This window comes from Mucilaginibacter sp. P4_G9, from assembly GCF_056400985.1.
Genome location: NZ_JBFUKF010000044.1, coordinates 1 through 22,529, shown reverse-complemented (window position 1 = coordinate 22,529; position 22,529 = coordinate 1). Strand labels below are relative to the sequence as shown.

Annotated in this window: 18 protein-coding genes; 4 read left to right on the top strand and 14 right to left on the bottom strand. The window is 42.8% G+C overall.

Annotation, left to right across the window (positions count from 1 at the left end):
• Positions 1 to 171: 171 nt before the first annotated feature.
• Both AC1DPZ_RS06600 and AC1DPZ_RS06595 read left to right on the top strand, forming a co-directional pair.
• Positions 172 to 1,140, top strand: coding sequence for a DUF542 domain-containing protein (locus tag AC1DPZ_RS06600; RefSeq protein WP_477402075.1), 969 nt, complete (start codon positions 172 to 174; stop codon positions 1,138 to 1,140).
• Between the two features lie 48 nt (positions 1,141 to 1,188).
• The gene (locus AC1DPZ_RS06595; protein WP_477402073.1) at positions 1,189 to 2,970 is read left to right on the top strand and encodes a hypothetical protein; all 1,782 of its coding nucleotides are present in this window, start codon (positions 1,189 to 1,191) and stop codon (positions 2,968 to 2,970) included.
• A 65-nt stretch (positions 2,971 to 3,035) separates the two neighbouring features.
• Here AC1DPZ_RS06595 and AC1DPZ_RS06590 read toward each other — a convergent pair whose 3' ends face one another.
• Positions 3,036 to 3,887: a universal stress protein gene (locus AC1DPZ_RS06590; protein WP_477402072.1), complete on the bottom strand. Its 852-nt coding sequence runs from the start codon at positions 3,885 to 3,887 to the stop codon at positions 3,036 to 3,038.
• Positions 3,884 to 4,006 (bottom strand): hypothetical protein, encoded by a 123-nt coding sequence (locus AC1DPZ_RS06585; RefSeq protein ID WP_477402071.1) that lies wholly within the window; start codon positions 4,004 to 4,006, stop codon positions 3,884 to 3,886. The genes AC1DPZ_RS06590 and AC1DPZ_RS06585 overlap by 4 nt, the downstream gene beginning before the upstream one ends.
• Before the next feature lie 786 nt (positions 4,007 to 4,792).
• On the opposite strand from AC1DPZ_RS06585, the gene AC1DPZ_RS06580 reads away from it, so the two are divergent.
• The gene (locus AC1DPZ_RS06580; RefSeq protein WP_477402070.1) at positions 4,793 to 5,284 is read left to right on the top strand and encodes a toxin-antitoxin system YwqK family antitoxin; all 492 of its coding nucleotides are present in this window, start codon (positions 4,793 to 4,795) and stop codon (positions 5,282 to 5,284) included.
• 348 nt (positions 5,285 to 5,632) lie between these two features.
• Here AC1DPZ_RS06580 and AC1DPZ_RS06575 read toward each other — a convergent pair whose 3' ends face one another.
• From AC1DPZ_RS06575 to AC1DPZ_RS06520, 12 genes are all read right to left on the bottom strand, one after another.
• Positions 5,633 to 6,826 carry a serine hydrolase domain-containing protein gene (locus tag AC1DPZ_RS06575; RefSeq protein ID WP_477402068.1) on the bottom strand — a complete coding sequence of 398 codons (1,194 nt, stop codon included), beginning with the start codon at positions 6,824 to 6,826 and terminating at the stop codon, positions 5,633 to 5,635.
• A gap of 153 nt (positions 6,827 to 6,979) precedes the next feature.
• A complete protein-coding gene (locus tag AC1DPZ_RS06570; RefSeq protein WP_477402067.1) occupies positions 6,980 to 10,531 on the bottom strand; it encodes an ABC transporter permease in 3,552 nt (1,183 codons plus the stop codon).
• Positions 10,528 to 12,891, bottom strand: a complete 2,364-nt coding sequence (locus AC1DPZ_RS06565; RefSeq protein WP_477402065.1) for an ABC transporter permease — start codon at positions 12,889 to 12,891, stop codon at positions 10,528 to 10,530. Before AC1DPZ_RS06565 ends, AC1DPZ_RS06570 begins: the two co-directional genes overlap by 4 nt.
• A gap of 309 nt (positions 12,892 to 13,200) precedes the next feature.
• Positions 13,201 to 14,604 (bottom strand): zeta toxin family protein, encoded by a 1,404-nt coding sequence (locus AC1DPZ_RS06560; protein WP_477402063.1) that lies wholly within the window; start codon positions 14,602 to 14,604, stop codon positions 13,201 to 13,203.
• A gap of 41 nt (positions 14,605 to 14,645) precedes the next feature.
• The gene (locus tag AC1DPZ_RS06555) at positions 14,646 to 15,050 is read right to left on the bottom strand and encodes a hypothetical protein (protein ID WP_477402061.1); all 405 of its coding nucleotides are present in this window, start codon (positions 15,048 to 15,050) and stop codon (positions 14,646 to 14,648) included.
• Between the two features lie 92 nt (positions 15,051 to 15,142).
• Entirely contained in the window at positions 15,143 to 15,628 is a 486-nt protein-coding gene (locus AC1DPZ_RS06550; protein ID WP_477402060.1) for a hypothetical protein, read from the bottom strand.
• Positions 15,629 to 15,664: 36 nt separating this feature from the next.
• Positions 15,665 to 16,729, bottom strand: a complete 1,065-nt coding sequence (locus AC1DPZ_RS06545) for a relaxase/mobilization nuclease domain-containing protein (protein ID WP_477402059.1) — start codon at positions 16,727 to 16,729, stop codon at positions 15,665 to 15,667.
• Complete coding sequence (locus AC1DPZ_RS06540) at positions 16,726 to 17,316, bottom strand: plasmid mobilization protein (protein ID WP_477402057.1); 591 nt, start codon at positions 17,314 to 17,316, stop codon at positions 16,726 to 16,728. Before AC1DPZ_RS06540 ends, AC1DPZ_RS06545 begins: the two co-directional genes overlap by 4 nt.
• Positions 17,285 to 18,319, bottom strand: a complete 1,035-nt coding sequence (locus tag AC1DPZ_RS06535; protein ID WP_477402055.1) for a toprim domain-containing protein — start codon at positions 18,317 to 18,319, stop codon at positions 17,285 to 17,287. The genes AC1DPZ_RS06540 and AC1DPZ_RS06535 overlap by 32 nt, the downstream gene beginning before the upstream one ends.
• The gene (locus AC1DPZ_RS06530; protein WP_477402053.1) at positions 18,316 to 18,663 is read right to left on the bottom strand and encodes a helix-turn-helix transcriptional regulator; all 348 of its coding nucleotides are present in this window, start codon (positions 18,661 to 18,663) and stop codon (positions 18,316 to 18,318) included. Before AC1DPZ_RS06530 ends, AC1DPZ_RS06535 begins: the two co-directional genes overlap by 4 nt.
• Positions 18,664 to 18,788: 125 nt before the next feature.
• A complete protein-coding gene (locus AC1DPZ_RS06525; protein WP_477402052.1) occupies positions 18,789 to 19,739 on the bottom strand; it encodes a hypothetical protein in 951 nt (316 codons plus the stop codon).
• A gap of 92 nt (positions 19,740 to 19,831) precedes the next feature.
• Positions 19,832 to 21,196, bottom strand: a complete 1,365-nt coding sequence (locus tag AC1DPZ_RS06520; protein ID WP_477402050.1) for a site-specific integrase — start codon at positions 21,194 to 21,196, stop codon at positions 19,832 to 19,834.
• Between the two features lie 184 nt (positions 21,197 to 21,380).
• On the opposite strand from AC1DPZ_RS06520, the gene hemW reads away from it, so the two are divergent.
• On the top strand, positions 21,381 to 22,502 hold the full coding sequence (gene hemW, locus AC1DPZ_RS06515; RefSeq protein ID WP_477402048.1) for a radical SAM family heme chaperone HemW: 1,122 nt from the start codon (positions 21,381 to 21,383) through the stop codon (positions 22,500 to 22,502).
• The last annotated feature ends 27 nt before the right edge of the window (positions 22,503 to 22,529 follow it).

The window sequence follows — 22,529 nt, the reverse complement described above, 5'->3', positions numbered from 1 at the left end:
TTTTGATGTTTATAAGAGTTAATTTTTTCTTTACCCACAAATCAATCACGCCATTTCTGCTTCACAAATTTTTCTTGTTCCGCAATAAAATAATACGGATTTCAGCGATATATGACCTTGGTCATTTATTGAACAACCATCACAGAATAGCTTTGCGGGCAAACTCTTTGAATGGACACACCCGAGATAATAGATATAACCGCAATTGAACCTCGTTTAAAGCATCCGGTCATTTTCGAAAAATTTGATGCTTTAAGGCCGGAAAACGCCATGATCATTATTGATGATCATGAACCCGGGCCACTTTTTCATCTGCTGCTGAACAAGCGCGGTAATGCCTTTCAATGGAAGGTGCCTGAAAACGGACCGGCAATCTGGCGAATAGAAATTATAAAAAAAGCAATAAGCAGCGATGGGGATACGATAGGAAAGATCGTTTCAAGGGATTACAGAAAAGCCCAGGTATTTAAAAGCCTGGATATAGATTTTAGTTGCAGCGGAAATAAAACCATCAAACAAGCCTGCGAAGAAAAGGGATTGTCCGATGAAGAGGTATGGCTGCAATTGGCCGAAATAGATTCGGTGGCGCCTGAAAAAGAAGCGAACTACCTAAGCTGGGACATCGCTTTTCTGACAAACTATATCATCGAGTTCCATCATCGCTTTGTAAGTACACAAACCCGGTTTATTACCGAACTGGCGTACAAAGTTGCTGAATCTGACCGGGTACGTAACCCCGAAATTAAGCAGGTCGCAGATTTATTTGCTAACACAGGGAAAACGCTCGAACTAAAAGGAGCCGAAGAAGAAACAATATTGTTTCCTTATTTAACTATGCTAAATACAGCCTACAAGAGCGGTGCAAAAATAAAGGAAGCAGACTTTGGACATATTTCAGAGCTCCTTTATTTGATGCAGGCAGATAGTGGAAAAGTGGCAGAAGATTTCCGGCTGATGAGGCAATTAACCAATGGCTATGTAGCCCCTATCTATACTTCTAACACCTGCGCGATCCTCTACAAGCTGCTTGCGGCCTATGAGGAGGACATGCATTTACATCTCCATCTGGAAAACAATATCCTTTTCCCTAAAGCCCTTGAAATGGAAGATCTGCTGCGGGCAAAACAACTGATTTTTTGACAGAACCCAACATTCAAAATTTAATTAAATCAAGCTAATCCCATTAATATGAGTCATACGTTTCACATCCCCGTTTTAGGACTGGGCTATTCCATTGATACTCCTTTAAAGGTTGCCCGTTATGGCATATCCTCCTCCATGTCTATTGTTGATGATGAACTGATTGAAAGGATGCGCCAATACCATACGCAGCTTGCCGGTGAGGCCTTTATCCCCATTTTAAAAAAGGAGGATGACGCCCGGGCCAGAAGGATCACTGCTTACYTGAACCTGGTTGATCGCCTGGTTGACCGGCAGTTTGAAGAGTTGAAAGCTTTGCAATTTGAAGCCGGGAACGATCTGTGTCGTTATTTTGAGCTGCTTCCAGAAAATACACGTTTAAAGCAGGGTTATGACCTAATGCTGGAGGTAAGGGATGAATGGCAAAAAAAACACTTTCAGGAATTACTTAAAAAAGAAATGAAACCGGGTGCTATTGATGTCAATATCATGTCTAAAGTAGACAAAATGAATTACACGGTAAACGGCGATTCCAGCGGCGACCTGAATACGGATGCGTTGGCGGCACTTCGCGGGTTTGTCAAAAGCAGCCTGCATTCCTCGGTGATCATGTCTGCCGGTATGAACCCCCGCTTATATAGTTACCTGGAAACATTCGCGGATTTCTATCCGGACGCAAACGGTCAGCTGTGCAAAAAAGTCATCCTGAAGGTGAGTGATTTTCGTTCTGCATTTATCCAGGCGAAATTTTTGGCTAAAAAAGGCATATGGATATCAGAATTACGCGTAGAATCCGGCCTTAACTGCGGTGGCCACGCTTTTGCAACAGAGGGCTTTCTGCTTGGACCGATCCTTGAAGAATTTAAGCAGAAACGTAAGGACATGCTGGAAGAGCTTTCTATGAGCTACCAAAACGCGCTGGCTGAAAAGGGAATCACCTGCGTTAAAATACCCCTGCAACGCCTGAGTGTTCAAGGCGGGATTGGCACTGCCTCGGAAAACGAATTTTTGCTGGATCACTACCAAATGGACGCTACCGGCTGGGGTAGTCCTTTTTTACTGGTCCCGGAGGTCACCAACGTGGATAAGGAAACGCTGGAGCAACTGGAACATGCCGGGGAAGATGATTATTTTGTGAGCGATGCCTCTCCTCTTGGCATTAAGTTCAATAACTTTAAAAAGAGCACATCGGAATCACTCCGCCTGAAAAGGCTCGACAATAACCGGCCAGGCAGTCCCTGCACGAAAAAATATTTGTGCACGGATACGGAGTTTACCGAGCAGCCCATTTGCACTGCTTCCCGTGAATACCAGCATCTTAAACTGCAGCAACTGCAAACCATGGACCTTCCGAAGCCAGAATATGAATATCAATTTCAGGCCATAGTTGAAAAAGTATGCCTTTGCGAAGGCCTTTGCGCATCTGCCTATATCAAATATGATATGCTCAAGCCCCGGGAAAACAAAGCGGTTGCAATCTGCCCCGGTCCTAACCTGGCGTATTTTTCCCGGATTTATACCCTGGAAGAAATGGTCAGGCATATTTACGGGACCATAGACCTGTTGAACAAGATCAAACGGCCCCATATGTTTATCAAAGAGCTGAATCTATATATTGACTACCTGCAACATGATCTACAACCCCAATTGAAGGATCTGAACGATAAAAAAAGGAAGCAACTGGTCAAATTCAAGTTACAACTGCAGGATGGTATTAGCTATTATAAAACGCTTTTTGTTGAATCTGCATACCACACCAACCAGTTTTTTCAGGATTGGATTGGCGAGCTAACCTGTTCGGAAGCGAAATTAAGCAGAATAGAGATATAAGGTAAAAACAAGGAGAGGGCCTTCACCCATGGCAAAGGCCCCTCCTTTTGAATTCTTTTAAGTGTTCAGGGTCTTGAGGGGAGTATGATCACCGGAATAGTGATATGGTAAGAGGCCTGACTACTTTGTCCTCTTTTAAAGAACGTTGCCATTTGCTCCCGTGGTTGCTGGACAACTGCAAGCAAATCCGTTTTTTTATTGGCTTTCAACCAATTCCAATCTTTCTGGGTATTCTTATCGGGGATACTACGAAAATAAGCACCTCCGAAGTTCAGTTTTTGATACAAGTCACGGTTAAGTTGTTTTTCGGCTTCCTCACTACAAGTGTCTGCGGGATTTTCGTTCAGGTGGGCAACCATCAATTCCGCTGCGAAACCCTCCATCAGGCCGCCCAATTCGGCGATGGAATTAATATCCTCTTTGTGAAGCTGCGAAGCAAAGGCAATTTTTTCAAAGTTTTTGATTGCTGCGCTTTCGGGTACAACAAGCACCGGAACGGTGGCCCAGTCAATGATCCTGTTACAGGCATCACCGAGCATATACGTCACCAGGTCATCGTTACCGAAAGGAAAAGTAACAATCATAGCGATCTGGTTATTCTTCATGATGGCTGTCATTATATCCACCATTTCCGGGCCTTCATCGTTAAATGCCACTTCAGGTAAAGAAGAGCCCGGAAATGATCCGTTCTTCAGGTCCATCTCCATGCGAAGGGTAAAATCTGCCAACGCGTTACCAGAATCCCACAAATGCTCTGGCTCACCGGCCGGCACGAGCTGTAGGTTTAGGTTTACCGGAACAGCGCTAAGGGAGAACAATAATACTTTTGCCCTCATCTTTTTGGCCATATGCATGGCAAAACGGGTAGCGTGGACGGATCTTTCTGAAAAATCGGTCAGTACGGCGATTGTGTTCATATAAATATATGGGGGACCATTGGTTTTGTTCTGCGTAATTGTTTGGCCAGTTCAAATCCGTATCGGGCCAACTGTTTCGACCCATCTGAAAAATCGGTGGCAATTACTATTGTTTTCATGACTTTACACATTTAATTTGTGATGTAAAGCTGCCTGTTTGTGTGCATTATAAAACTGATGACGGTCATATTTTATAATGATCTTATGTCGGGAAAAACAGTCATATTAATCGGGCGTCAGATGACTTTTTCTGAACTAAAATGAGCTTCGGCATTTTTTTAGAGCAATATCATTGCAATTTTCAGCCGCATTGATTTTGCCCAGGCTCTATTTAGCACGATCATGATTATATAAGTACCCGAGCTATTTTGACAAACTGACAAAAGTTAATTAATGAGAACACTTATGGCAATAATCTTACTCTTTCATACCGACTAAAATCTACGGACAAAATGTAGATGATGTAAAATACAGGTTTGCGAAAGAAGTTTTTGAGAGTAAGTTTTGGAAAGAACTTTACGATCTTCAATACAATATTGAGAAACCCCGCCAAAGATTTGCTTTCTTTTCCGCTGCCCTTGTCGCCGTATTTGAATAATCTTTATACAGATAAATACTTATATATACCTTTGCCGCATGGCTGGAATAGAATATTATATTGAATAACAGCTATTTATAATCTTAAAGTAACATATAGGTAACACGTAGATAGGGCCTATTAACCTATTTTGCTAATAAGGATATCATGGCATGTTTTAGTTGAGTAGAAAGATTTAAGGTTTTTTATAATCATTGTATATTGTGCTGACTAACAACAACAAACCAAGACCGGCGCTGGTTCTGTTTAGAAAATGAAATATTATATTAGTTAGCGGTAATTACAAGCAACATACAAACTGTACTATATGAACGCAAAAGGACTAACCATTTTAATTTTGCCGATACTTTTTTCATTATTCGCTAGGGGACAAAACGTGGATTTGGAAAAGTATGACGTAAGCATTAATGATACATTAATTAGCAAGATCGATTTTATTAAAAATGGCAATCGTTTGGACAGCACACGGCTAAAACATTTGACATTTAAGCCAATTAGTGACGGCTATAAAAAAATCTATTATCTCAATGGGCAGTTGTATAGCCTAGGGGAAATTAAAAACGGAAAAGAAGATGGCTTTTGGACTTATTGGTACGACAATGGAAAGAAAGCAAGAGAAGGCAATTTTGCCAAAGGCAAACGAGAAGGAGYCCATAAATACTGGTTGCCGGACGGCCGATTAAGAGCAGAAGGGACCTTTAAAAATGATAAGTATGATGACAAGTGGATCATGTACAAAGAGGATGGCTCAGGAAGTGTTGAGCAAACTTATAAAAATGGTGAACTTGTCAAAGAATAATTTCTTTACTGATCTAAATTCAACATAACATTTTGCAGAAGTATACGAATGGTTTTGAGATATCGTATCTCATTATAGGGCGTAGGCTTCGGAAAGGATTTTCCCTCACCCCTTTAAAATTTATTTACTTTTGCCCCAATGGCCGGCATTGAATAAAAGCCTGACATTAAACGAAATAAATCGGATAAGTAACAAATGGGTAACACGGGTTTGTGAAATCCATGTGTTGTTGAGCCCGAGATCTGCCATGTGAATTATAAGTACTTAAAACAGCTCACTCCAGTGCTTTTAGCTATGACCCAAGAGTAATAGTGCCTGGATATTTATACCGATCATCCGCTTCCCATTTTACTTAAGGTAAGGCTGCATCTCTTTGACCGAAGGAACAATGTAATTGGTAAATGTAGCATAGATATCCCTTGCTCTATCGTTTCGATTATAATTTCCCCCGGTAAATACAAGCAATATATTCATGTCCCTCCAAAAAACGATGACCTGCCCGCCATTGCCATTTGCAAAAGGAATATCAGTTTTGTACCGCGTTTGTGTAAACGAGTCAGCCCAAAATTGAAAACCATAACCACGAGGTATATTTGGGCTTTCCGATAGCCTGGAAACCTGGGCACTTAAGGATTGTTTTACCCAATCTGTATCCAATACCTGCGTATTGCCCCATTTGCCATAGTTCATATACAGAAGCCCGAATTTGGCCAGGTCCCTCGACCTCAACCGGAGGCCCCATGCGGCAGCAGTCATATTCTTATTCTTAGGCATGGAGACCCATGTATACTTCCTGATGCCCAACGGGGCAAACAAATTCTTCTCCGCATATTTATCCAGTCTTTCGCCGGTAGCTTTCCATAGGATCTCTTCTAAAAGCAGTGTGCTGCCTCCACAATAATTCCAGGTTCTGCCAGGAACGGATATAAGCTTGCGGCTTAATATAAACGAGATCGGGTCATCGCTCCTATTCATTTGTGTTTCGCTATTTTTGGGATCGAGGTAGGAAATCTTTTCATCCCATTCTAACCCGCTGGTCATGGTTAGCAGGTTCCGGATCGTTATTTTTCTTTTAGCCGGATCGAAATATTTTGCATATGCTTTGAAGTAGGAAAATATCGGCTCATCAATACTTTTGATAAAGCCTTGTTTTAGGGCGATACCGATACACGCCGAGGTGAAACTTTTTGAAACGCTTCTGCAATCGTGCAGATCGTTTATCGTGTGGTTTACATAACCCGCATATCCTTTGCCTGCAACTTCATCTTCACCGGCAAAATAATTTTCGTATATGAGTTTGCCATGCCTGAAGATGAGCAGGCTGTGGATATTTGCGTATTTATCAGCCAGTATCAGTTTGGTAAGCGCTACAATTTTACCGGTGTCCATCCCGTTATTATACATGCCATCTACAGGCAGTCCATCTGAAAGCTGTTTGGGTTTTACATACGAATATGCTGTGGAGCGGTAATKCCAATGACAGCTTATCAATGCAGCAAATGCCAGTATGAATGCTAAAAAACCGCCTGTTACTTTTTTCATTTATTTTTTGGGTTTAAACCAAGTCCCGGAGTTCGCCACGGGTTAAGCGGTGACCTTTCGAGTCCGTACGCTTCAAAAATTCGCAGAAGAATTATCGATTTAAATAAATATTGCCAGAACCCCGCATATACCTTCGCAGTTAGACCGCCACAATCATTCGCTTCTCAGGCTTTTTACGGGATTGGCCAATGCGACCTTAATACTTTGGTAGCTTACAGTTGCTAAAGTGAGTACCAAAGCGCCGATGCCCGTCAACACAAATACCCACCACGCAATTGGCGTGCGGTATTGGTATCCCTGCAGCCACTTTGAGATAAAATACCAGGCCACGGGGGCAGCAATGAGAAGCGAGATAATGACCAGCAACACAAAATCTCTTGATAGTAACCGCCACAGGGTAAATACTGTTGCACCTAATACTTTTCGCACCCCAATTTCTTTAGTGCGTTGCTCTGCCATAAACGCAGCCATTCCAAATAAGCCAAGGCTGCTGATGAAGATGGCCAGGCATGAAAAGAAACTTGTTAGTTTGCCAATATGTTCTTCAGCAGCAAACTTTTTAGCATATTCTTCATCCGCAAAACTATACTCAAATGGAACGGAAGGTATGATCTTTTTAAAAACACCGGCTATTTTGGGCAAGGCATTGCTGACGCTTACCATCGGGTTGATCCTGATAAAGATCCAGTTGGGATTACCTCCGAGCCGAAAAATGGTAGGTTGTACAGGATCAAACGGTGATTTCATCACCATATCTTTTATCACACCTATGATTTTGTAATCCTTATCAAGATTTAGCCATTTACTTTTCCAATGAATGGTTTCACCTGCAGGGTGCTGTAAACCCATATACCTTGCTGCAGCTTCATTGATTACAAAGCCCGATGAATCTGTAATGAAATCTCTCGAAAAATCACGCCCTTCCTTAAACTGCCACCCAATAGTTTTTCCATACTCCGGTGTCACTGTTAATGTTCCAAAATCTTCTTCTATACCCTGATCTTTCCCTTTCCAGTTGAAACCGCCATTATGCGAGGACACCCCGGTAACCGGGCTTTCAGACTCGGCCATTTCAGTTACTGCACCGGTGTTTTTTAATTCGTTTCTGAGGATTTCGTACTTTCCAGTGTAATCCATTGATTTCACAGGTACCAGGATCAATCCATCCCGTGAATACCCTACCGGGCGGTTTTTACCAAAGATCAACTGGTTGTATACAACAATGGTACAGATGATCAATACAATCGAAACAGTAAATTGCATCACAACCAATACTTTCCGCGGAACGGACGCCATGCGGCCCGCCCGGAACGCCCCTTTTAACACTTTTACCGGCTGAAAAGAAGACAGATACAAAGCAGGGTAAATTCCTGCCAGCAACCCTGTAAATAAAATAAAACTAAGGCAGGCGAGCCAAAACCATAAATTGGCAAAGGGTATGGTTATTTGCTTTGCAGCCAGGTCGTTTAAAAATGGAATTGAAAGGATTGCCAGCAAAAAGGCTATCATAAATGCAAAAAGTGCTACTAACAATGACTCACTAAAAAATTGGCTGATCAATTGCCTGCGTGCCGAACCGATTGCTTTACGGATACCTACTTCTATTGCTCTTTTCTCTGAACGGGCAGTACTTAAGTTCATGAAATTGATGCAGGCCAGCAACAATACAAAGCTGCCAATAATGCCTACCAGCCAAACGAATTGAATCGGCCCCCTATCGGCAACGCCGTCTTTAAAGTTTGAATACAGGTGCCAATTTTTCATTGGATTAAGCAATATCTCCGGGTTTGAAGCCACTTCCGGCTTCATATTATCCAGGTGCTTTATCACTTTAAGCTCGGCACCTTTAATGCTGGCAGCCACTTTATCAAAGTCAGTATTGGGTTGAATTTCAGCATAGATCAAAAAACGGTGATCATCCCATGTCATGGCATTTAGCTGCTTATTGCCCGCAGCATACAAATCCCAGGGCATAAAAAACTGTGTTTCATGAAATTGAGTGTTTTGAGGCAGATCTTCATAGATCCCTGCCACTTTTAAATTTGTGCTGTTGTTTACATCCCAGGTATCACTCACTTTCACCGTTTTATCCAAAGGATCGGCATTACCAAAAAGCCTTTTTGCGACCGATGCCGAAAGCAAAACCGAATGCGGATCGTTGAGTGCGGCCCATGAACCGCGAAGCATTTTCAATGTCAGCATTTCGGGCGCTGATGCATCAATATATTGCCCTGTTTGTGCTATTTTAGTCTCGCCATGCGACAGATAGTAATTACTTGTTGCAGTAGCAGTCACGATGTGCTTAAAACTGCCCCGGTAATTTGTTTTGAGCTCATTAACCAGCCGGTAAGGCATATGCTCCCAAACTTTTACATTTCCGAGAAATTTTTGCTTTTGCATCACCTGGACAATGCGGTCGTAATTTTGATGGTATTTATTAAACGACAGCTCATCCCATATCCATAAACCGATCAGCATCGCCACAGCCATGCCTACAGCAAGCCCCCCGACGTTGATGAAAGAAGAAGCCTTGTTCCTGGTGAGGTTGCGCCAGGCGATTTTTATATAATTCCTAAGCATATAACTGTGGGTTAATTTCYGGTTCAAAATTACTGCCGCAAATCCGGGATGTTGTCCTACATTATAAGGTGGGAGTTCTTTTTGCAGACCGGCTTTATACTCTGCCGGGCTTTTACCCGTCATTTCCTTAAATATCCGGTGAAAGGCGCTTTTCGAGTTGAAGCCCGAATCATACGCCATGCCCTGCAGGGTTATCCGGTCATAAGCCGCGTCCTGCATTTTCCTGATCACTTCCGCAACCCGGTATCCATTAATAAAATCGTTGAAGCTTTTTTTGAGCGTTGTATTGATTATCCGGGATAATTCATGGGGACTTAAGCCAAGCCTTTTACCCAGTGAACTTAAACTTAATGCCGGGTCCTCGTAATACCGGTTTTCTTTGACAATTTTCTTCAGCCAGGTACCTTTTTGCTTCAGTTCCGCGGGAAGCGGCAGCTTTAAAAGCGAAGGCGAATTTGGCGAAACAGATACCTCCGGCCTTAAAAAGGTAATGGCTGCAATGCGGATGACGATTGCCGCCAATAGCAGATACAAAAAATGACAAGCCTGGACGCCCAACTGGTTGTTGTAATAAAAATAATCCAATGCTGCATAAGGTATCCACAACAGGCTGAAACCGGCCAGCGAGCTATGCAGCCACCGCAATTCGTTCCTCTGCCGGTCACCCCCGTTAAATTTCAGCCGCCTGTAAAAGCTTTCGATCAGTCTATGGGACCGATACAGGTAGATACCTACCGAAATAAAGGTCAGCGTATGATAAATAGTGCTATCCTGCATACCCAGTCCAAGTAATAACGGACTGAAATGCAGTAGATCCTTAAGACGGAATTTATGATCAGGCTGGGTTATTTTAAGCACATAAAAAAAGATCAGGGGACCAAGCGCCAGTGAAAATTGCAGCGGCAGCCAGTGCCAGCGGGGGAAATATGCATCAAGCTCCATATCGATGCCCAATAACCAAACCATCCGGAAAACAATGATTAAAATGGCTAAGGCAAGAAAACGGTTTGCACTCCGGTTAATTCTTTTAGCGAACCATAACTGCCCTGCAAAAGTCAGCCCGGTAAATATCGTTCCCAGGAAGGCCAGGCCGTATGGGGTGATATGAAAAATATACGGACTCAACTTCTTAAGCTCTTAACCGGGTTAGCCAGGGCCGCTTTTAAGGCCTGGAAGCTGATCGTGCCAATTGCAATAAATATAGAAAGACCTCCGGCAAGGGCAAAAACCCACCATTCGATATGGATGCGATAATTATACCCCTGCAGCCATTTATTCATCGAGAACCACGCGATTGGCGAGGCGATAATAAAAGAGATAATGACCAGCTTTAAAAAATCGACGGACAGTAAAGTGGTAATACTGGTAACCGAGGCTCCCAAGACTTTTCGCACACCGATCTCCTTAATTCTGTTCTCGGCCACATARGTAGCCAGGCCAAATAATCCAAGGCAGGATATAAATACGGTCAATCCCGCAAACAATGCCGCCAGTGTCCCTACACGGTTTTCGTCTTCAAACTTTGCAGCATATTGCTCATCCACAAATTTATATTCAAAAGGATAGCGGGGATTATATTGTTTAAAGATCTGTGCCACCATCTCCATGTTTTTTGCGATGGTGTTTGCGGGGTTTAGCTTAATATGTACGATATTGAACCATGCTTTGGGGCCGTATACTGCCAATTGCTGTATTTTTTTATAGGGCGATTCGTAGATAAAATCTTTAACCACGCCCACTACATGCCAGTCGACGCCATTATTTTGCACCAATGCGCCGATCGGGCTCTTTAGCCGCATCACTTTTACTGCTGTTTCATTTAACAGCAAGGCGGTAGAATCAGACGGGTATTTTTTGATATCGATATCTCTTCCCTGGGTTAATTTTACCCCCATGGTCTTCACAAAATCTGCTTCAGATGCCATCAGTACAAAGTCAATCTTTTTGTCTGTCTCTGTACTTCCCGGCCATGAAAACCCCCAGCTATCACTGTAGCTTTGCGTAATAGGACTCATAGACTTGGTAACGGCGGTTGCCGCAGATTTATTGAGCAGGTCCAGTTTGATCAGGTCATAATTCCTGGCCACATCGCCCTGCATATTGACATAGATCAAATTATTGCGGGAATAACCCGTTTCACGTGCCTGGGCAAATTTTATCTGGTGTTGTACAATGATCGTACAGATAATAAGCGCGATGGCAAAGGTAAACTGCAGCACAACCAGTATTTTACGGGGTGTTACTACCGAATCTACTGCTTTAAAAGCCCCTTTTAAGACTTTTACTGGCTGGTAAGAAGACAGGTAAAATGCCGGGTAACTACCAGCAAGCAGACCTGTAAACAGGATAAATAGGATCGAAAATAACCAATACCCAGGGTTGTGGAAATCAATATAAAGTTCTTTGCCCACCAACTGATTAAAACCAGGCAAACTCAATTCAACTATAATTATGGCCAATAGTCCCGCTAAAAAAGATAGCATAACGCTTTCGCTGATGAACTGAACGACCAGCATCTCTTTTGTTGCTCCTGCTACTTTACGGATCCCAACTTCCCTGGCACGTTTTTCACTTCGGGCAGTACTCAGGTTCATAAAATTGATGCAGGCGATCAGCAGGATAAAAATAGCGATCAGTCCAAAAAGCTTCACTCTTTCTATACGCCCACCTACATAAACACCATTTTTGGCATCGGAGTAGAGCCAGGCATCGCTAAACAACTGSGTAAAAACCTGCGTAGTAGCTTTGTCGCCGTTTTTAGTATGTTCTATAGTAATATTTTTGATCTTGGCATCAAAAGCTGCTTGCGCTACGCCGGGCTTTAACAGGATAAAAGTTTTTGTCGTATTGTTGTCCCACCTGTTATCGTCCTGGTTGATCTTTTTTAAGTATGACCAGGGTATGATATATTCGAAATGGAACGCCGTATTATTTGGCAAATCTTTCAGTACGCCGGTTATGGTAAAATTGTCAGCACTGTCAATTTTGAGCGTTTTGCCCATCACGTCATCGTTTCCAAACAACTTGATCGCCATTTTTTGCGTAACGACGATGGAATTATTGCCTTTCAGTGCATCCGTATTGCCCGCGATCAGCTTAAAGCTAAACATCTTCAAAAAGCCGGGGTCCGCTGCTGCGCCATCAATATTCAGGTGTCTATCACCCGTCGTAAAAAGGAACGTTTGGTAGTCGTTCACCCTCACCGCATCTTCCACATCGGGGTAATCCTGCTTTAGCGCGGGTCCGAGCGCCTTTGGCGTGTTACTCCAGGCCCAGACCTCACCATTAAATTTATCCCTGTTGTTAACGACGTAAAGCCGGTCTTTTTTTTCGTGAAACCTGTCATGGCTCATTTCATTCTGGATCCAGAGTAAGATCAGGATGGCGCTGGCCATGCCTATCGCAAGGCCGAGGATATTGATCACCGAAAAGCTGATATTGCCGATCAGATTTCTCCATGTGGTTTTCAGGTAATTTTTAAACATAGCTCTATATTTTAAATTAGTATAACCGGTTAGATTGAGATGAAAAAGCGCAGTTGGATAAAAGGCAACATTTGCAATGCCAGTTTTGTAACTGCTTTATTTTTAAATTGTTAAAAATTATTTATATCGAATGAATGTTCGCTTTTGTTACAATAATCAGATCATTTACGTACACCCGGACTACGGACATTGAGGTTAATAAAATATCAGTTTTTCAAAGAATGAAAGCAAATCACAACGCGCTTCGCGCGTTGTGATTTGCTTTCATTGAAATAGCCATTAACCCTTTCGTGTTATAGTGATCTTATTTCACCGGCCTATTTTAGGAGTCCAGTCAAGTCCCTGGTCTAAATCTTCGTCGGAGTTCCTGCCTTTTTTTTGATCTTGTTCTTGCCTTTTTGGTTCCTCCTTCCTCAAATTTTGCTGGATTAGTTCTGGTAAGGCAGATTGAAAAAGCTGTTTAACCACAGCAGTCAACTCGTTTTGAATAGGGTGGGCTTTGACAAATTCTTCAATATCAACCTCAAGTATTTCTGCCGTAGCTACCGGATCGAGCTTTGCTTCAACGGGGATTTCGACTACGACAACATTTTTCGGCAGTGATTTGATATTGGCCGGGGGATCGTAAACGGTATGTTTTTGCGTATGATAGAAAAAGAGATAGGCTTCGCCTGCACGCCCGGCCTGCATCTGGTGCAATTGGATGCTGTTTCCCGGTGCTTTTGTTTCACGTAACTCGCCCAACCGCAGGTCTATGGTAAAATCTGTTCCATTGATGTCAATATGTGGCAATTCACCCGCCATGCGCTTATTAAGGTGCTCAGCAAATTCCTGCTCCTTTATTTGTTGCTCCATTTGCAACTGCAATTGTTTTCGGGTGGGATATTCACTCTGCATGTCTTTCAGGAAACCTTTAATCTCCTGCTCAGCGGCGTTCCTGGCCTGCATTAAATGAACCGCATGTTGAACACCCTGGTTAAAACTTGCTGAAAGCTCCGGCGACCATTTCCGGTCAATTTCATCCTGGAACAACTGCAAGGGATTAGGCGGATTGGTAGCGATCAGATAAACCCCTAACTTAAAGGAACCTTCAACGGGTTCAACGCTACGGCCATACATTTGCAGTTTGTTGTACAATGCGGCAGATTGTACAGTATAAAGGGTGGGCGCAACCATCTCATATTTTTGGTCATGCACTTCCTTGCCGACCATTCTGCCACCTTTCTCCTGGGACTTCATGTCCTCAAAGCGCAGGTGGGTGCCCAACAAACTCAGCCGGGGATGGATAGCCAGCAGCTTAATCTCTACACGGTAGCCCTTTTGTTGAAGTTCATCGATGGTCTTATTCATCTCTGGGCCGGACGAAAACGTTGTTTCCAGTATATAGTTAAGCCGGTTGTCTTCGCAGTAAGCCCTCAAACCATTATTCCAATCCTGGGCGTATTTGGCAGTAAGTGAAGGATAGTAGGATTCAAAGCGGGATTTGATCTCGTGGGCGTCAGGGTGATAATCTCTGAACAAGTCTGCATTACAATTAATAATATTACCACCCAATTCGGCCCTGGCGATTCTTTCTAACTCTGTTTTGCCCGCACCAGGCTGGGCACCTAAGATAATGACCACGGGGCTATCGGATGGTTTAGCAATAGCCGTGTTATCTTCAATAATGATCTGTTGAATTTTGTCAAACCGTTGTTCAGAGAGCGTGTACAAGTTCTTTAAGGACTCGGTTCGGTCTACTCCATACGCTGAACTTAAATCGGGATTTTTTTTTTCTCCGCTAATAAAATAGGACCGTATTTTTCAATGACCTGATCCATCCGCTCCAGGCYGGAAAAATTATCATTGTTGTTTACCGCCTCAATAGCCTCTTTGCGTAAAGCCAGCAATTCCTCGATGCGCTGCTGATCAGGATTGGCCTTTTCAGATTCTTTCATTTTTTCCCGCGAGGCCAGTGCTACCAATCCGTTTAATATAGAGTTAGCGCTTTCTGTCTTGGTATACCAGTCGAGCGGATTGCGCGCCTGTACGATTTTAGCAGGGGGTAACGGCAGGTTTAATTGCCGGTACATTTCAACGTAGGTTTGGTAATCCATCACCACTCTTGTCGGTTCACCGCTTTCGTCTGTCAAAATTTGTGTTTCCATACTCTTATCCATCGTTAATCAAATTTACTAATTTTTTTGGTTGTTTGGCAGGGCAGCCGCCAAAACCGCTGCCCTATATTTAATGGGTTCATGGCAGAATTGAATTAACGGACGTGGGTTAAATTCATATAGTGCCAGATCAGCATAATGGTGCCGACAGATGTTACCAGGCCTATCAATCCAAAGACGATCCATGAAAGCACCGCTTTGTATTGCTCAGGCGTTTTGGCATCTGTGAATAGCTGAAGTTTCCGTGTGATCGGGGCAGGGCCTCTGTTGATCGTCTCTCTGATAGCAACAAAGTCTGTAGCCAAGCTTTTAGTGATGCCTGCAAGCCCGGCAGTAATCGCTTCCTTTACCACGGACAGATCAGGAGCTGGCGCAGTCACTTTAATATTGGCCAGCTTGGTTGCAAATTCTTCTTTTTGCTTCTTGCTTTCGGTGAGCAATCGTTCGATCATGGTGTCTTTTTCCTTAATCGCTACTGCCTGGGTTTCCATGTATTTCTGCATTTTTTCTTCATGCTCGAAAATATTTTTGAGCATAACTGTCATAGTCACTTCATCGATTGCTGTTGCTTCATTCTTCATATTATCATTAATTAATGGTTTAACAATTTAATTTTCCTACCTGCTTATGTGGTAGCTTTGATCCTGGCCTAATTTTTTTTTCTTCTTTTTGCTTGGCGTTTCCGGTTCTTCTTGCGGTATATTTTGAAGCAGGCCAGCAAACAATTCGCCGCCAGCTGCCAGCGCTGCCCTTAAATAATGCGTTTCTGGCTCCTGCTTCAAATAGGTTTTCTGCTCCTTTTGCTCATTCCCGCTAATCACTTCCCGTAACTGATCGGCCAGACTTTTGGGTGGTTCCTGCCCATGCGCCTGACGTTGATCGCGTGCCTGACTTTTTACCTGCATTTGCTGTACTTGCCGCTGTGTCTGCTCCTGCCGGATTTTCTTTTCAATGTCGGCCAGGCTGTAACCAACCTGGCTGCCTTTGAACCTGACATGCTGCTGATCGGTAAAAGCAATACCTCGCCCAAGTTCCACCTGATAGCCTTTCTGCTCAATAAAGCTTTTGACTTCCTTTACGCTTTTGCATTGCTTAACCGCCTTAGCCAAATGTGCTTTTAAATGTTGCTTGCGTTGGTCTACCCGCTGGCTTTGTGCCACCCGCTGTTCCGGTTTCAGGAATTTGTTAGGGCTTAGTACTTTGGTTAAATTGTACGCCTGTTCCATTCGTCTGCAATATTCAGCCATGCGCCGATAACTGTTACTGTGGCTCGCGGTCGGCCCCTCTAACCCGATCCGGTTGGCAACAATATGCAGGTGTTCATGTTCGGTATCGGCATGGGTAATCACTACGTATTGTCTATCTGCAAAATCAAACTCTTTGGCCAACTCTTGAGCAATATCGATCCTGTCCTGGGTGCTGAGTTTACCATTGTCGGCCAGGTCAAAACTGATACTGGCGTGGAACACGGGCTTGCTGACATTCGGGTTCAATTGCGCTACCTCTACAAATTGCCGGATCAGTTCTTTCTTGTTGCCAAAGCACTGGTTATAATAAATAACCTCGGCCTGCTTTTTTTCCATTTCCAGCTTTTGCAGTTCCTCATTCTCCTGCAACCGGCCTTCATGCAGGTAGCTCATGCAGCCGCGAAAACTTTTACCGGTAGTGATTTTCCCGATCATGCCAAATAATTTTTAACCTCTTTTACGATACTCTGTAAGCCTCTGACTTCCTGGTTCAACAATGCTCTGTCGAGCGTATTTAAATCTTCACCCTTGTTCCGCTTCCTGGCGATCTGATTTAAATTGGCCGCCATGTGATTTAAGGTGCCGGTAAATTGCAACACTTCCTTCGGCAATGTCTTCACCGTTATCCGGCCATTTAATCCTACTTGACGGAGATAAATTGATACGTTTGTCCTGGCCCGTCTGGCATTGGCCTGTATCATCTTTTTCTCTATAATATTACACATCACCGTCAACTGGCAATCTCTTTTTATTTGCGCCTTCGGGCGGCCACCCTTGTTTACTACTCTTACTTTCTGTGTCTCCTTCATTTGACTTACTTTAAAATCCAGGCTGATAAAGCATAAATCTGTCTTAATAAAATCTTTCCTAATCCCCCCAAATGCGATAGCATGAAGGGGGGCCAGCGAGTTTCGGCAGGGCCGAAACATAGCTGGCTCCGCAAAAAGCGGATATATACAGCTATTCCTATAGCTGTATATATGCGGGTCTTCATCGGTGTAAACCATGTCCCGGTCTTTCATGTGTTTGTGACTTAATTTCCTGCCTCGGAACCTGTTGTTTTGTTGCCAGCAAAAAAGCATTGATGTCGTTATACTGTTGGTAAAAGCCGCTGGCATCAATTGTTTGGATGCCCGCCGCTTTCAGTTTTTCAGCAGTGGAATAACCGGCCTTATCGTGGTTCAGGTATTGATAAACGTCCTGGTATTTGTCGAGCAATTCGATGCTTCTGCCGATGAGGGAAACCGAATTTAACACAATGATGTCGGTGGGCACATCGGGCATTTTGCGCAATCGCTGCAAGGAAAGAAAATCCATAAACCCTTCGATCAGGCATACTGCCTGCGCGTTGTCATGGGTGCTGATTACCGTAATGTCCTTTGGCGATGATGATCCTTTAAACCATTGATTGCGCAGCTCATAGCCGCCGGATCGGTTCTCAAATCCGACAGCGGTGTAGGTCTTATCTTTAATGCTGAACTTGATCTCCCGGCAATACCAGCGGACGGTTGTGAGGTCGACACCCCGGCTATTAATGTAGGCGATCAGATCGAGACTTTGCAATGGCGAAACGTCCAGTACGTTGATTCGTGGTTCATCCGTATTATGAGCGTTGCGAACAAGTTTCGTGGTAACAAGTTCCCCCGGAACCTCAGAAAGCGGGTGAAAAGAAAGAGCGTTATTGTCCGCAGACAGACGCGCCAGTAGTTCTTCGACCGAGCAATGGTGCAGCCGGATGCCTAAGTCGATGAAGTTACCGCCCTCGCCCACGCCATGATCAAACCATAGGTTCTTATGGCTGTCCACTTTGAAAGAGGCGTGATTTTCGTCCCGCAGCGGGGATAGGTACCAATGATTGTTGCCTCTCACATAAACGGGATTGATCCCGCATTTTGCCAGGTATTCTACGATTGAGATTTGTTTTGCCTGTTTACAATTCATACGTTCCATTAAGTTGTATTGATTCAATAAATAAAAAAAACTAATGCTGCCCGGCAGCCAATAAATGGGTACAACCCTGCTCATTTTCTTCTAAGTTTGCGTTTGAATACAAAATCGTTTGCCCGTTGCTCGACCTCTTCCTTGGTCAATTTTTTATGGGACATGAGCCAGCTGAGGATTTCTTTCCTGGAAAAACGAACACCACCTGAAGGCATAGCGATGTAAGGAATTTTACCTTCCGACTTTAATTGATAGCAAGTTTGCCGGGCGTAGCCCGTAGCTCTTTCTGCAACTTCGTAACCGCCGATTTCATCGTCGTCTTCGGACGCATGTACTGGTGCGATGGGGATTGGAGTAGACTCCTTTAGAATGGTAATGAGATCGGAAACTTTCAGATCTATTACGCGGGTGTTTTCATTGATATTCATTTACGTTCCGTATTGATTCAGAAGCAAATAAATAGCATAATATAAACCTATACGAACGATTGGTCGGTATCGAATGACCGTGTTTAGATTAAGTCTTTAAGTATTATCAGGGTTTGTGTTTTAACTTATTTTTTGAKAGCGTGACTATACACATCCGTGTATTCAGGCGCTGTGGTGACATAGCGCTGGCCCTCCAGAAACACTAAATCCTTTTCGGGATTAAGGACAAAAATATCACGTAGAAGTTCGCGATTTTTATGATGCAGGATATTTGGGGAAAGCACTCTGCATTCTTCAATACAAAACCGAAGAAAACCCGCAAGGGACTTATTAGCGGCATTGGCTTGGACTGCTGCAATAATTTTAATTTTGCCCTCATCAAATTGAAAGAGTTCACCATTTTTACTCCCTTCATTCAGGCTGATTAGGAACTGTTTAAAGGCTTCCTGCCGTTCCTCTAAAGTCTTTCCCTTCAACCAGAAACTGTAAAAGGAAGTTCCATTAATTTCATCAAATGAACTGGTAAATTCGGATTGACCCGCGATTTTTAATTTCTTTCTCCAGTCTTTGTTAATCAAAAGAAAATAAATTTCGTCACGAACCTTTTTCCGTTTTACCGAGAGCATAACGCTGCCAAAAAAATACCCGCCTATTGCAACGATGAGGGCTGCTAAGATCGAGATTGAAACCGCTATAGGAGTGGATTTAGTATTGCCATAATATAACAAATAGATGATACAGCCCATGATTGCCAAAGCATAAACAACTAAAAAAACATAGTGAAATATCAGGGTATGTATATAGAATAAACGCAGCTTTTGGGATTCAGCGTCCGTCATTCCTTTAAAATTATTTCTTATCTGCGCCAGGCGATCTTCAAAATTAAGGTGGCTATAATAGTCGCCAATTTCCTCCCGCCAATTTTTGTAACTAATGGATAAGATGAGTTGTACCGGCACGATCCATAGTCCCAATACAATACCACAGATTATAATTGCCAGGCGAAACTGAGGCACTAAACTGTAGAGTAAGCAAAATATAATGACGGCAATAATTTCTATGAATACCTTTTTCATCTAACAAATTCTGAAACCTTATTTCATTTTCCCATATACAATTTTAGCACAATCTTGTGTGATTTCGGGTATTGAACTAAACTACAATTCAACTATCTATTTTTAGTAAACGTGTTTTCTATAATCTTAAATTCATCCAAAGTTGGGTTAATTACATCAGTATCAAAAACGGAATCACGTTCATTCCAGTATGTAAGTCCATCATGCTCAACATCACCAGGCAGACCGACTAACTGTAAACTTCCATCATCGAACATTTCGACTACCGCTATTAATTGGTCAGAAACAGGCTTTACAAACTTAAAAGCATCAGGGAAATTGGGATGTTGTCTCTTTTGATAACCTATTGAAAGCAGATAGTTTATAATGTTATCTGCCTGGATTAATGGCGGAAATTTTAGCATTTCAAATTTTTTCTTCTGGTCAACAATTTTAGCATATACCTGTGTCATTTCAATTTTGCTGTGTCCAAGTATTTCCTTGACTGTGAAAATATCCATGCCAAACGTTAGTCCAATAGTAGCGAACGTATGCCTCGCAGCATGAAAGTGCAGATTTTTCTTTAGCCCTGCTTCCAGTGCCCAAAACTTCAGGTAAACATTAACTACCTGGCTCGATGGCAAATCCCAAAAGACTTTCTTATTAATATGATGCTTTGGTAAATTTTCTAAGATCGATTTGGCATCATCAGTCAGTGGCACCCGGACAATTTTTTTTGTTGTTTTAGCAGGCCGAAAGGTAATCTGGTTATTTTCAATTTCACTATAAACTAATTTTTTTACGTCAGAAAACCGCAGTCCGGTGAAACATGAAAATAAAAAAGCCTGCCGGATTTGACTATTCCCTCTTTTCGGAATAAAATTAGCTAACGTCCTAACCTCTTCGATGGTGAGGGTAGTCCGTTCGGTATCGCCTTCTTCTATGATCTTAAACGAAGTAAAGGGCGAAGCGGTGATTATGCCTTTAACTACAAGCTTGTTGAAATGTTGCCGAAAAACCGACAAATAAGCATTAGTCGTATTTCTACTGATCTGGTTAAGCAGGTAACTTTGAAAGTYATCTAACAATTCGTCATCCACGTCCTGTATCAGAACATCTCTTTTAGGGAAATACCTTTTCAGGTGTATAATAAGACACTCCAATTTATAATTAAATTTTTTGGCCAAACATTGATCAAAATAATCTAATAGGTTATAATTTATTTTGGCAGGCTGCTTGTAACCATTGTCCGAAAAATTCAATTCATTCTCTCTTTTATTGCGGAGGGCGTTTATAATTTTAAGATTATCTTTATCTGACTCTGTAATCCGGGTTCCCGGAACGGAATAGTCCTTACCGACATAAATCTTTAGAAATTCATAATTGCGCTTACCTTTGCCCTCTACGGTATTAGAGTAAATATCGAGATATGCACTAAATTTACCACTGCTAAGCTTTTTATATCTGATCGTTACCATAATTTATTTGTTACTTGTGTTACTCGTCATATATGAAAAGTAACATGTGAGTAACAAAAATAACATAAAATAAGGTCAACCGCAAATAAATAAAAGAGAAAAAATTAATATAAAATACTGAAAATGACCAATATAATTACTTTATCTTCCTTTACTTTATTCTTGTTTACAAACCCTTAAAAGCATGGCCGGCATTTACATTCATATCCCTTTTTGCAAACAGGCATGTCATTATTGCGATTTTCATTTCAGCACGTCGCCGCAATATAAGGACGAGTTGGTGCAGGCATTGGTAAGCGAAATTAAACTTCAAAAGAGTTACCTGAATGGCGAAACAATAGAAACTATTTACTTTGGAGGTGGCACACCATCAGTGCTGGCAGCCGACGAAATTCACCTGCTTATTAATACGATAACAGAACTGCATACCGTAGCCTCAAATGCCGAAATTACGCTGGAGGCTAACCCCGATGACCTTGACGTAGCCAAAGTAAAGGCATTTAAACAAACCAATATAAACCGCTTTAGCATTGGCATCCAATCGTTTTTTGATGAGGATTTGGTATGGATGAACCGCGCCCACCGTGCCCGCGAATCCGAATCGGCAGTAAAACGAGTACAGGATGCCGGCTTTGAAAACATCACAGCCGACTTGATATACGGCTACCCTTTACTTACCGATGCCAAGTGGAAACAAAATCTCGATAAAATATTTGAGCTTGCTATCCCCCATATATCGGCGTATTCCATGACGGTGGAACCGCAAACCGCTCTGGCATCATTCATCAGCAAAAAAAAACAACCGCCCATGAACGATCAGCAAAGCGCCGCCCAGTTCATGGTGCTGATGCAAGCCATGGCTGATCACGGTTTTGAACATTACGAGATCTCGAACTTTGCCTTACCAGGCCAACATTCAAAGCATAACGCCAATTATTGGCAAGGCGTAAAATACCTGGGGATAGGTCCATCGGCACACTCCTACAACGGCGAGGTAAGGCAGTGGAATATTGCCAACAATGCCAAATACATACAGGCCATCATCACGGGTAAAATACCCGCCGAAACAGAAACCCTTACCGAAGAAAACCGCCTGAACGAGTACATCATGACCTCCATCCGTACCATGTGGGGACTGGATCTGGACAGGCTTAATGCCATTGCAAAAGGCTCTTCGGACCAATTGCTGATTTCGGCTGGGAATTTCTTTGACAAAGAATGGATCACCCAAAAAGAGAGCACCATCTATCTTACTGCTGCCGGTAAGCTTTATGCGGATAACATTGCCGCGGGTTTATTTTTTTGAGCAATAAACCATTGATCTGTTAAATGG

Bases quoted from the DNA above. Each gene is read 5' to 3' on its own strand.
- AC1DPZ_RS06600 (WP_477402075.1), top strand. From the start codon at position 172: ATGGACACACCCGAGATAATAGATATAACCGCAATTGAACCTCGTTTA.
- AC1DPZ_RS06590 (WP_477402072.1), bottom strand. From the start codon at position 3,887: ATGAACACAATCGCCGTACTGACCGATTTTTCAGAAAGATCCGTCCAC.
- AC1DPZ_RS06585 (WP_477402071.1), bottom strand. From the start codon at position 4,006: ATGAAAACAATAGTAATTGCCACCGATTTTTCAGATGGGTCGAAACAG.
- AC1DPZ_RS06550 (WP_477402060.1), bottom strand. From the start codon at position 15,628: ATGAAGAATGAAGCAACAGCAATCGATGAAGTGACTATGACAGTTATG.
- AC1DPZ_RS06545 (WP_477402059.1), bottom strand. From the start codon at position 16,729: ATGATCGGGAAAATCACTACCGGTAAAAGTTTTCGCGGCTGCATGAGC.
- AC1DPZ_RS06540 (WP_477402057.1), bottom strand. From the start codon at position 17,316: ATGAAAGACCGGGACATGGTTTACACCGATGAAGACCCGCATATATAC.
- AC1DPZ_RS06535 (WP_477402055.1), bottom strand. From the start codon at position 18,319: ATGAGCAGGGTTGTACCCATTTATTGGCTGCCGGGCAGCATTAGTTTT.
- AC1DPZ_RS06530 (WP_477402053.1), bottom strand. From the start codon at position 18,663: ATGAATATCAATGAAAACACCCGCGTAATAGATCTGAAAGTTTCCGAT.
- hemW (WP_477402048.1), top strand. From the start codon at position 21,381: ATGGCCGGCATTTACATTCATATCCCTTTTTGCAAACAGGCATGTCAT.